An 11,416-nucleotide genomic window follows, 5' to 3' on the forward strand; every position below is an offset into this window, starting at 1 on the left:
CCATGTCGGTGGGGATCAACAACTTCAAGGAGCTGCTGTCCGGCGCCTACAGCATGGACCAGCACTTCCAGACCGCGCCCTTCGCCCGCAACATCCCGGTGCTGCTGGGCCTGCTCGGCGTCTGGTACGGCGACTTCTGGGGCGCGCGCAGCCACGCCATCCTGCCCTACGACTACTACCTGCGGAACATCACCGACCACCTGCAGCAGCTGGACATGGAGTCCAACGGCAAGAGCGTGCGCCAGGACGGCACCCCGGTCTCGGCCGGCACCGGCCCGGTGATCTGGGGCGGCGTCGGCTGCAACGGCCAGCACGCCTACCACCAGTTGCTGCACCAGGGCACCCAGCTGATCCCGGCGGACTTCATCGTCCCGGTGTCCAGCTACAACCCGGTAGCCGACCACCACCAGTGGCTGTACGCCAACTGCCTGTCGCAGAGCCAGGCGCTGATGCTCGGCAAGACCCGCGCCGAGGCCGAGGCCGAACTGCGCGCCAAGGGCCTGGATGAAGCCGAAGTGCAGCGCCTGGCGCCGCACAAAGCGATCCCCGGCAACCGCCCGAGCAACACCCTGGTGCTGGAGCGCATCAGCGCCCGCCGCCTGGGTGCACTGATCGCCATGTACGAGCACAAGGTCTACGTGCAGAGCATCCTCTGGGGCATCAACGCCTTCGACCAGTGGGGCGTGGAGCTGGGCAAGGAGCTTGGCAAGGCGGTCTACGGTCGCCTGGTCGGCAGCGAGGAAACCCCGGCCGAGGACGCCTCGACCCAGGGCCTGATCGACTTCTTCCGCGGCCGTCACCGCGGCTGATTCGCCGCCGTGGCAGAAAACGCCGCTTCCTCCACAGGGGAAGCGGCGTTTTCATTTCCGCTACGGCATGCGCCACCTGCCATTCCCCTGCAGGAGCGCGCCCTGCGCGCGCACCGACGGCGCATGACACTGGCGCGCTCTTCGCCCTACGCAAGGCATTCGCTGCACGCGGACGTAGCGGGCCCCGACCGAACCGCCGGCCATCCCTCCAAGACTTGAACCGGGCCGCGCATTGGCCCAGTCTTGAGCCAGACGCCTTCGAAAAACATCACAACAACAAGGATATCGTCATGTTCGAAATCACCGTTCACCCGGTGCCGGACGCCGTTCGCAAGCGTGCCTACCTCGACGAGGAGGGCTACCAGCGCCTCTACCGCCAATCCATCGAACAACCGGACGTGTTCTGGGGCGAGCAGGCCAAGGCGCTGCTCGACTGGTTCAAGCCCTGGCACTCGGTGCACCACGGCGACCTGGCACGCGGCCAGGCCACCTGGTTCAAGGGCGGCCAGCTCAACGTCGCCTACAACTGCATCGACCGCCACCTGGAACAGCGCGCCGAGCAGGTGGCGATCATCTGGGAAGGCGACAACCCCAGCGAATCCGCCCACATCACCTACCGCAAGCTGCACAGCCACGTCTGCCGCCTGGCCAACGTGCTGAAGAGCCGCGGCGTCGAGAAAGGCGACCGGGTGTGCATCTACATGCCGATGATCCCCGAGGCGGCCTACGCCATGCTGGCCTGCGCGCGCATCGGCGCGATCCACTCGGTGGTGTTCGGCGGCTTCTCGCCGGACTCCCTGCGCGACCGCATCCTCGACTCCGACTGCCGCACCGTGATCACCGCCGATGAAGGCGTACGCGGCGGCAAGTACGTGCCGCTCAAGCAGAACGTGGAAAAGGCCCTGAAGGACTGCCCGAAGGTCTCCAGCGTGGTGGTGGTGCAGCGCACCCAGGGCGAGGTGCCCTGGGTCGAGGGTCGCGACCTCTGGTACCACGAGGCGGTGCGCGGGGCCAGCGAGGACTGCCCGCCCGAGCCGATGGACGCCGAGGACCCGCTGTTCATCCTCTACACCTCCGGCTCCACCGGCAAACCCAAGGGCGTGCTGCACACCACCGGCGGCTATCTGCTGGGCGCGGCCATGACCCACAAGTACGTGTTCGACTACCACGACGGTGACATCTACTGGTGCACCGCCGACGTCGGCTGGGTCACCGGCCACAGCTACATCGTCTACGGCCCGCTGGCCAACGCCGCCACCACGCTGATGTTCGAGGGCGTGCCGAACTACCCGGACGCCTCGCGCTTCTGGCAGGTGATCGACAAGCACCAGGTGAACATCTTCTACACCGCCCCGACCGCCATCCGCGCACTGATGCGCGAGGGCGAGGCGCCGGTCAGGCAGACTTCGCGCGCCAGCCTGCGCCTGCTCGGTTCGGTGGGCGAGCCGATCAACCCGGAAGCCTGGGAGTGGTACTACCACGTGGTCGGCGATGCGCGCTGCCCGATCGTGGATACCTGGTGGCAGACCGAGACCGGCAGCATCCTCATCACCCCGCTGCCCGGCGCCACCGCGCTCAAGCCCGGCTCGGCGACCCGGCCGTTCTTCGGCGTGCAGCCGGTGCTGCTGGACGAACAGGGCAAGGAGATCGACGGCCCCGGCGCCGGCGTGCTGGCCATCAAGGCCAGCTGGCCGAGCCAGATCCGCAGCGTCTATGGCGATCACCAGCGGATGATCGACACCTACTTCAAGCCCTACCCCGGCTACTACTTCACGGGCGACGGCGCGCGCCGCGACGAGGACGGCTACTACTGGATCACCGGGCGGGTCGACGACGTCATCAACGTCTCCGGGCACCGCATCGGCACCGCCGAGGTGGAGAGCGCCCTGGTGCTGCACGACGCCGTGGCCGAGGCCGCCGTGGTCGGCTACCCGCACGACCTCAAGGGCCAGGGCATCTACGCCTTCGTCACGCCGATGAATGGCGTCGAGCCGAGCGACGCGCTGAAGCAGGAGCTGCTGGCGCTGGTCGGCAAGGAGATCGGCAGCTTCGCCAAGCCGGAACTGCTGCAGTGGGCGCCGGGCCTGCCGAAGACCCGCTCGGGCAAGATCATGCGGCGCATCCTGCGCAAGATCGCCTGTAACGAACTGGACAACCTCGGCGACACCTCGACCCTCGCCGACCCCGGCGTGGTCCAGGGGCTCATCGACAATCGCATCAACAGATGAGGGGTGGCTGCAAGCTGCAAGACAGAGCGCCTGCGGTTAAGCTAACGCCATGCACCACTTGTAGCTTGACGCTTGAGGCTTGCAGCTCCCCGCCATGGAAACCGTTCGCCGCCACATCGAAAGCCAGGTCCTGAGCCTGACCGGACTCGCCCTCGGGGGCGTCGACTTCGAATCCCCCAAGGGCGACCCCGGCCTGTTCGGCCCGGAGTCGGCCAGCTGGCAGGTGCACGGCGACTTCAGCTCGATGCTGATCGGCGGCATCAGCGCGCTGCTTCTGCAGATGCTCCACCCGGCCGCCCTGGGCGGCGTCTGGGACCACTCCAACTTCCGCGCCGACATGCTCGGCCGCCTGCGCCGCACCGGCCAGTTCATCTCCGCCACCACCTACGGCTCGCAGGCCGACGCCGAGAAGCTGATCGCGCGGGTGCGGCGCATCCACGAAGGCGTCAGCGGCACCCTGCCCGACGGCACGCCCTACGCCGCCAGCGACCCCGACCTGTTGACCTGGGTGCACGTCGCCGAAGTCAGCTGCTTCCTCAAGTCGCACCTGCGCTACCTCAACCCCGACCTGCCGGGCAGCGAGCAGGACCGCTACTACGACGAGATCGCCCTGATCGCCGAACGCCTGGGCGCCCGCGGCGTGCCGCGCTCGCGCCAGGAAGTCGAGGACTACCTGCAACGCATGCGCCCGCAACTGCGCTACGACGAGCGCACCCGCGAAGTGGTCGGCGTGCTGCTCGACGCCCCCGCGCCCAGCTCCCTGGCCAAGCCCTTCGGCGCCCTGATGATGCGCGCCGGCATCGACCTGCTGCCCGACTGGGCGGCGCAGATGCTCGGCTTTTCCCTGCGCCCGCTGCAGCGCCAGCTGATCCGCGCCAGCGTGCGGCGCAGCGTGCCATTGCTGCGCTGGGCGGTGCGCAACGGCTCGCTGCACCGCGCGCGCCGGCGCATGGGCCTGCCACCGCTGCGCTGACCGCGCGGGCTCGCGCCCGACCACTCGGTTCGGGTAGTGGTCCTGCCCGAGCGGGCTGTGCAACCATGGCGGATCGTTCGCCGCGGCCCGCGCCGCCACCGCTGAGGAAAGCGTCATGCAAGATGTCGTCATCGTCGCCGCCACCCGCACCGCCATCGGCAGCTTCCAGGGAGCCCTGGCCGCCCTGCCGGCCCACGAACTGGGTTCCGTGGTGATCCGCCAGTTGCTGCGCCAGACCGGCCTCGCCGCCAGCGAAGTCGACGAAGTCATCCTCGGCCAGACCCTCACCGCCGGCGCCGGACAGAACCCCGCGCGCCAGGCCGCCATCGCCGCCGGCCTGCCCCGCGAAGTGCCGGCCATGACCGTCAACAAGGTCTGCGGCTCGGGCCTCAAGGCCCTGCACCTGGCGGCCCAGGCGATCCGCTGCGGCGACGCCGAGGTGGTCATCGCCGGCGGCCAGGAAAGCATGAGCCTGGCCCCCTACGTGCTGCCCAAGGCGCGCACCGGCCTGCGCATGGGCCACGCGCAACTGCTCGACAGCATGATCGTCGACGGCCTGTGGGACGCCTTCAACGACTACCACATGGGCATCACCGCCGAGAACCTGGTGGACAAGTACGCCATCAGTCGCGAGGAGCAGGACGCCTTCGCCGCCGAATCCCAGCGCCGCGCCGTCGAAGCCATCGCCGCCGGCCGCTTCGCCGCCGAGATCGCGCCGGTGGAGATTCCCCAGCGCAAGGGCGAGCCGCTGCGCTTCGACACCGACGAACAACCGCGCGCCGGCACCACCGCCGAATCCCTGGCCAAGCTCAAGCCGGCGTTCAAGAAGGACGGCAGCGTCACCGCCGGCAACGCCTCGACCCTCAACGACGGCGCCGCCGCCGTGCTGCTGATGAGCGCCGCCAAGGCCGAGGCCCTGGGCCTGCCGGTGCTGGCCCGCATCGCCGCCTACGCCAGCGCCGGGGTCGACCCGGCGATCATGGGCATCGGCCCGGTCTCGGCCACCCGCCGCTGCCTGGAAAAGGCCGGTTGGCAGCTGGCCGACCTCGACCTGATCGAGGCCAACGAGGCCTTCGCCGCCCAGGCCCTGGCGGTGGGCAAGGAGCTGGGTTGGGACGCCACCAAGGTCAACGTCAACGGCGGCGCCATCGCCCTCGGCCATCCGATCGGCGCGTCCGGTTGTCGCGTTCTGGTGACCCTGCTGCACGAAATGCTTCGTCGCGACGCCCGCAAAGGCCTGGCCACGCTGTGCATCGGCGGCGGCCAGGGCGTGGCGCTCGCCATCGAGCGCTGATCCGCCACGCCGGCGCGGCCTCCCGGTCGCGCCATCTGGGCTATCTTCAAAGGGCATGCCGAGGACTCAAAAGGACTGCCCATGAACAAACGCGTCGTGCTGGTGGAGGATCACCCCGCCATGCGCCTGGCGATCCGCTCGCTACTGGCCCAGGACCCGCAATTCGAAATCGTCGGCGAGGCGCCCGATGGCCTCGCCGGTCTCAACCTGGTGCGCCAGGAACGCCCCGACCTGGTAATCCTCGACCTGAACCTGCCCGGGCTGGACGGCATGGACCTGCTGGCGCGGGTGCACATCTTCGACGAAAACATCCGCCTGCTGGTGCTCAGTTCCCAGGACGAGCGCCTCTACGCCAACCGCGTGGAAGCCGCCGGCGGCCATGGCTTCGTGAGCAAGAACAAGGACACCGCGGCCATCCTCAACGCCGCGCGCATGCTGGTCTCCGGCTACCGCTGCTTCCCCGAGCGGCCGCTGGGCAGCGCCGGGCAGGCCGGCGACGACCCGGTGGCGGCGCTCACCCCGCGCGAGCTGGTGGTGCTGCGCAGCCTGGTGCGCGGGCTGAGCAACAAGCAGATCGCCGAGGAGCTGTTCCTCAGCCAGAAGACCGTCAGTACCTACAAGACCCGCATCCTCGAGAAACTGCAACTGGACAGCCTGGTGGACCTGGTGGAATTCGCCCGCCAGCACAACCTGCAGGCCTGAGGGCTTGCCCCGGCTCAGCGTTTGGAACTTTGCTCGCGTGCCATACTCCGAGGTACGCCACGACGGAAGACGAAGCCCGCCATGCCCAAAGGATTGATTCGCGCGATCGGCACCCTGGTGCTGCTGTTCCTCCTCTACTGCCTGCTGGGCTTCCTGATCCTCCCCGGCGTCGCCCTGCGCGTGGCCAACCAGCAACTGGCGCACTACGCCACGCTGCCGGCGCACATCGATCGCATCGAACTCAACCCCTTCAGCCTGGAACTGAGCGTCTGGGGCCTGCGCATCGGCCAGCCCGGCCAGGAACAGGTGGCCTTCGAACGCCTGTACGCCGACTTGCAGTGGGACAGCCTGTGGACCCGCCAACTGCACCTGGTCGACGTGCAGCTCGACAAGCCCCACGGCGAGGTGCTGTTCGCCGAGGACGGCACCCTCAACCTCACCCGCCTGTTCAACCTGCCGCCCAGCGAGCCGCAACCCGCGCAGCCGGACAGCAAGCCGTTCCCCGTGCGCATCGAGCGCATTGCCCTGAGCCAGGGCAGCGTGCACTTCCAGGACAACCGCCCGAGCGAGCAGGTGGACTTCGTCTTCGACCCGCTGGGCTTCGAACTGCACAACCTCAGCACCCTGCCCGACAGCGGCGCGCAGATGACCCTGAGCGGCACCGGCCCGCACGGCGGCAAGGTCGACTGGAAGGGTGATTTCAGCCTCATCCCGCTGGCCTCCAGCGGCAGCCTGTCGGTCCAGGGCATACCGCTCAAGGCCTGGTGGCCCTATGTGCGCGACGCGGTGCCGCTGGAGTTGCAGAAAGGCATCCTCAGCGTCGCCACCGACTACAAGCTGGACCTGAGCAAGGACACCGAACTGCTGCTGGAGAAGACCAGCGCCAACCTGCGCGAGCTCGACCTCAAGAGCCCGGCCGGCAAGCCGCTGGTCACCCTGGCCAGCCTCGACGTCGGCGACACCAGCCTGGACCTGGCCAAGCGCGAGGTGGTGGTCGGCCAGATCCGCAGCCAGGGCCTGGAAACCTGGGCCGCGCGGGAGAAGGACGGCCAGCTCGACTGGCAGAAACTCTTCGCCAACTTCCAGAAGCCCGAGCGCAAGCCGGCGCCGGCCGCCGCAGCACCTGCCGCGGGCGAACCGGCCCAGGCGCCCGCCGAGGCCGCGCCGCAGCCCGCCGAAGCCGCCAAGACCGATGCCACCCCGATAGCCAAGCCGGAAGCCGAGGCCGCCAAGACGCCGGCCAAGCCCGAGAGCAAGCCCGAGGCGGACAAGGCCAGTACCCAGGCCACGGCGCAAACCGCAAGCACACCCGCCGCCGAAACCGAGGCCAAGGCGCAAGCCAAAGCCCAGGCGCAGGCCGACCAGGCCGCCGTCGCGGCCGCCGCCGACAAGCCGGCCAGCCCCGCGCCGCAGCCAGCCAAGCCGGTGGAACCGCAGAAGCCCTGGCACGTGGTGCTGCGCGACACCCAGCTGCGCGGCTACAAAGTGCACCTGGCCGACCGCGTGCCGGCCAAGGCGGTGGCACTGGACGTCGGCCCGCTCGACCTCGACCTGCAGGACCTCGACAGCTCGCTGACCAGCCCGCTGCAGCTCAAGCTCAAGACCGGCATCGGCAAGGGCGGGCAGATCGAGGCCAGCGGCAGCGTCACCCCGAACCCGGTCAGCGCCAAGCTCAAGGTCGCCACCCGCGACATCGACCTGCGCCTGGCCCAGGCCTACCTGGAACCGTTCATCCGCCTGGAACTGCGCAGCGGCTTCCTCGCCAGCAAGCTCGACGTCGACCTCAAGGGCACCGAGCCGCTGGCCTTCAGCGTCGGCGGCAGCGCCGAGGTCACCCAGCTGCATACGCTGGACACCCTGAAGAGCCGCGACTTCGTGAAATGGCAGAAGCTCACCCTCGACGGCCTCGCCTACCGCCACGGCGACAGCCTGGTGATCCAGAGCGTGTCCTTCGAACAGCCCTACGCGCGCTTCATCATCAACGAGGATCGCAGCACCAACGTCAGCGAGCTGATCATCGCCCAACCCGCGCAGCCGGCCGCCAAGGGCGCCAGCGCCAAGGCCGACAGCGGCAAGCCGCTGGGCATCCGCATCGGCGGTATCCGCATCAACGACGGCTCGGCCAACTTCGCCGACCTGACCCTGCGCCCGGACTTCGCCACCGCCATCCAGCAACTGGGCGGCGAGATCGGCGCCATCGACAACCGCAATCCGCAGCCGGCCAGCGTCGACATCAAGGGCAAGGTCGACAAGTACGCCCCGGTGACCATCAAGGGCAGCCTCAACCCGTTCTCGCCGATGGAGAAGCTGGATATCGCCACCAGCTTCAAGCGTGTCGAGCTGACCACGCTGACGCCGTATTCCGGCAAGTTCGCCGGCTACCGCATCCGCAAGGGCCGGCTGAACCTGGACCTGCACTACCAGATCACCAAGGGCCAGCTGAAAGCCGACAACAAGGTGCTGGTCGAGCACCTGCAGCTGGGCGAGAAGGTCGACAGCCCGGACGCCGTCGACCTGCCGGTGAAACTGGCGGTGGCGCTGCTCAAGGACACCAACGGCAACATCGACATCCAGCTGCCGCTGGAAGGCGACCTGAACAACCCGCAGTTCAGCGTCATGCCGATCGTCTGGCAGACCCTGCGCAACCTGGTGCTGCGCGCCGTGCAGGCGCCCTTCAAGTTCATCGCCGGGCTGGCGTCCGGCGGTGGCGACGAGGACCTCGGCAACGTCGCCTTCGCCGCCGGTTCCAGCGACCTGGCGCCGGCCGCCCAGGGCAACCTCGACAAGCTCGCCGGCGCGCTCAAGCAACGCCCGGCGCTGAAGCTGGAGGTCGAGGGGGTCAGCGCCGCCGCGGCCGACGGCCCGCTGCTGGCCGAGCAGCGCCTGCAACAGGAATTCCGCGACAGCTACTACAAGATGCTGCAACGCCGCGGCGACAAGGTGCCCAGCGACGCCAGCAAGCTGGAGGTGCCCGAGGACCTGCAACCGGCCCTGCTCGAAGGCATCTACCGCACGCGCCTGAAGAAACAGCCGCCGGCGGAATGGCAGCAGCTGAGCAAGGACGAGCGCAGCGCCAAGCTGCGCCAGGCGGTGATCGACTCCTGGAGCGGCAGCCAGTTGCTGCTGCGCAAGCTGGCCCAGGAGCGCGGCGCGCGGATCAAGGACTATCTGGTGTCCAAGGGTGGACTGGGGGATGATCGTATCTACCTGATCGATGTCAGCCTGGGCGAGGCGGAGAAAGGCGGCGAGGTCACCACCCAGCTCCACCTCGACAGCGAATGAGGCAAGCCCGATGAAGTCCCTCCCCCTGCTGGCCGGCGCCCTGCTGCTGGCCAGCGTCACCGCCCAGGCCGACAGCATGCGCTGCGGCAGCGCGCTGGTCAGCGTCGGCGACCGCGCCTGGGAAGTGGAGCAGAAGTGCGGCGCGCCGGACCACCGCGACGACGTCGGCTACACCCTCGGCGGCTACGACCGCCGCGAGTTCAAGATCGAGGAATGGGTCTACGGCCCGCGCAACGGCGCCAGCTACATCCTCACCTTCGAAGCCAACCGGCTGAAGAGCATCGAATTCAAGCGCGACTGATTCGCGGAGCCCCCATGCGCCCCATCGCCCTCCTCCTGCCGCTGTTGCTGCTCGCCGCCGGCGCCGCCCAGGCCGACAGCCTGCGTTGCGGCAGCCGCCTGATCAGCAGCGGCGACAGCACCAGCGACGTGATCGACCGCTGCGGCCAGCCAGTGGACCGTTCCTACCTGGGCAACCGCATCGTGGTCGGCGACTGGGGCGAGCGCCAGGAGGTGCGGGTGGAGGAATGGATCTACGGGCCGTGGAACGGCATGCTCTATTTCGTGCGTTTCCGCGGCAACCGCATCGACTCCATCCAGAGCAAGCGCAGCAACTGACAGACAGCCCTCCACGCCGGTGATAGTCTCGCGCCATCACCGCCCGCCAAGGACAGGCTGCCCATGCTCGTCGTGCCCGCCGAACACCCGCTGGACTGGAAGAAGCCGCCACTGGTCACCCTGGCGCTGATCCTGCTGAACTGCCTGATCTTCTTCCTCTACCAGGGCGGCGACCACGAGCGCCAGGAGCACGCCATCGGCGTCTACCTGCAACAGGACCTGCTCAGCCGCGAACGCCCGCTGTTCCTCGACTCCTTCGCGCGCCGCGAGAAGCTCGACGACGACGCTCGCCGCAGCGTCGAGGCGCTACGCCGCCAGGACCTGGCCTGGCTGGTCCTGCGCGACCTGGAGTTCGGCCATGAACTGCGCGACATGCCCGCCTTCAAGCAGGACCCGGCCTGGCAAGCGGCGCGGGCCAGCGCCGAAGCCGCGCGCGACCGCCTGAGCTCGCTGCGCTTCGGCTTCATCCCGGCGCAGTTCAGCCTCAAGGGCCTGTTCGGCTCGATGTTCCTGCACGGCGACTTCTGGCACCTGACCGGCAACATGGTGTTCCTGTTCCTCTTCGGCTTCGCCCTGGAGGTGGCCCTGGGACGCCTGAAGTACCTGGCGCTGTACCTGCTCAGCGGGCTCTGCTCGGGGTTGCTGTGGTGGGCGCTGGACCCGGTGTGGGTCAGCGGCATCGGCGCCTCCGGGGCCATTTCCGGGCTGATGGGCATGTACATCGGCGTCTACGGCCTGCGCCGCATCCGCTTCTTCTACTGGCTCGGCCCGCTGCTCGGCTACTTCAGCGCGCCGGCCCTATGGATATTGCCGCTGTGGATGGGCAAGGAGCTCTACGGGCTGCTGCGCGCCGCCGACCACGTCAACTACTACGCGCACCTCGGCGGCCTGGCCTCGGGCTTCCTGCTGGTGTGGCTGCCGCGCCGCTTCGGGCGCATGCAGGTCGACGAGGCTTACCTGAGCAAGGACGACCCGGATGCCGCCTTCAAGCGCGAACTGGCGACCCTCGACGCGCTGATCGGCCGCTTCGCCCTGGACCAGGCCGCGCCGCGAGGCCTCGAGTTGCTGGAGCGCTATCCAGGCCGGCTGTTGCTGATCGAACGCCTGTACGGCGTGGCCCGCTCGCGCCAGGACCCGGCACTGCTCAGCGCCGTGCTCAAGCAGCTGTTCGCCTTGCCCGCCGGCGAGGCCACCGGTCTGCTGCGGCGCCTGGCCGACGACAGCCCGGCGGAGGGGCAGCGCCTGCTGGCGCACCCCATGGTGCAGTTGCACCTGCTGCAGAAGCTCCTGCAACTCGATGACACGCCCCGTGCGCTGGGAACCTGGCGACGCCTGGCCCAAGGCGGGCAGGCAGCGGCGCAGCTGCCGCAACTGACCCTGCAGCTGGCCAAGCGCCTCGGCGCCCAGCGCGACACCCAGGGGTTGCGGGAGCTGGGGCAATTCCTGCGCCGCCACTACCCCGACGCCGAACAGACCCAACAGCTGACGCTCTACCAGCAGCAACTGGCGC

At 68.9% G+C, this 11,416-nt stretch carries 8 protein-coding genes and 1 pseudogene; all 9 read left to right on the forward strand.

Going from position 1 to position 11,416, the window contains the following annotated elements; genetic code table 11:
* Positions 1–809: pseudogene (locus P3W75_RS08605) on the forward strand (glucose-6-phosphate isomerase); the annotation flags it as partial.
* 290 nt (positions 810–1,099) lie between these two features.
* Positions 1,100–3,037 carry an acetate--CoA ligase gene (gene acs, locus P3W75_RS08610; protein ID WP_276226950.1) on the forward strand — a complete coding sequence of 646 codons (1,938 nt, stop codon included), beginning with the start codon at positions 1,100–1,102 and terminating at the stop codon, positions 3,035–3,037.
* 94 nt (positions 3,038–3,131) lie between these two features.
* A complete protein-coding gene (locus tag P3W75_RS08615) occupies positions 3,132–4,010 on the forward strand; it encodes an oxygenase MpaB family protein (RefSeq protein ID WP_276226951.1) in 879 nt (292 codons plus the stop codon).
* Between the two features lie 115 nt (positions 4,011–4,125).
* Entirely contained in the window at positions 4,126–5,304 is a 1,179-nt protein-coding gene (locus tag P3W75_RS08620; RefSeq protein ID WP_276226952.1) for an acetyl-CoA C-acetyltransferase, read from the forward strand.
* Positions 5,305–5,385: 81 nt separating this feature from the next.
* Positions 5,386–6,006, forward strand: a complete 621-nt coding sequence (locus P3W75_RS08625; RefSeq protein ID WP_276226953.1) for a response regulator transcription factor — start codon at positions 5,386–5,388, stop codon at positions 6,004–6,006.
* Positions 6,007–6,087: 81 nt separating this feature from the next.
* Positions 6,088–9,288 (forward strand): DUF748 domain-containing protein, encoded by a 3,201-nt coding sequence (locus P3W75_RS08630; protein WP_276226954.1) that lies wholly within the window; start codon positions 6,088–6,090, stop codon positions 9,286–9,288.
* A gap of 10 nt (positions 9,289–9,298) precedes the next feature.
* On the forward strand, positions 9,299–9,589 hold the full coding sequence (locus P3W75_RS08635; RefSeq protein WP_276226955.1) for a DUF2845 domain-containing protein: 291 nt from the start codon (positions 9,299–9,301) through the stop codon (positions 9,587–9,589).
* A 14-nt stretch (positions 9,590–9,603) separates the two neighbouring features.
* On the forward strand, positions 9,604–9,906 hold the full coding sequence (locus P3W75_RS08640) for a DUF2845 domain-containing protein (protein WP_276226956.1): 303 nt from the start codon (positions 9,604–9,606) through the stop codon (positions 9,904–9,906).
* Positions 9,907–9,969: 63 nt separating this feature from the next.
* The coding region (locus P3W75_RS08645) for a rhomboid family intramembrane serine protease (RefSeq protein WP_276226957.1) at positions 9,970–11,416 on the forward strand (1,447 nt) is incomplete at its 3' end.

It is taken from the genome of Pseudomonas citronellolis, from assembly GCF_029335315.1.
Lineage (GTDB): Bacteria > Pseudomonadota > Gammaproteobacteria > Pseudomonadales > Pseudomonadaceae > Pseudomonas > Pseudomonas citronellolis_A.

Bases quoted from the DNA above. Each gene is read 5' to 3' on its own strand.
- acs (WP_276226950.1), top strand. From the start codon at position 1,100: ATGTTCGAAATCACCGTTCACCCGGTGCCGGACGCCGTTCGCAAGCGT.
- P3W75_RS08615 (WP_276226951.1), top strand. From the start codon at position 3,132: ATGGAAACCGTTCGCCGCCACATCGAAAGCCAGGTCCTGAGCCTGACC.
- P3W75_RS08620 (WP_276226952.1), top strand. From the start codon at position 4,126: ATGCAAGATGTCGTCATCGTCGCCGCCACCCGCACCGCCATCGGCAGC.
- P3W75_RS08625 (WP_276226953.1), top strand. From the start codon at position 5,386: ATGAACAAACGCGTCGTGCTGGTGGAGGATCACCCCGCCATGCGCCTG.
- P3W75_RS08630 (WP_276226954.1), top strand. From the start codon at position 6,088: ATGCCCAAAGGATTGATTCGCGCGATCGGCACCCTGGTGCTGCTGTTC.
- P3W75_RS08635 (WP_276226955.1), top strand. From the start codon at position 9,299: ATGAAGTCCCTCCCCCTGCTGGCCGGCGCCCTGCTGCTGGCCAGCGTC.
- P3W75_RS08640 (WP_276226956.1), top strand. From the start codon at position 9,604: ATGCGCCCCATCGCCCTCCTCCTGCCGCTGTTGCTGCTCGCCGCCGGC.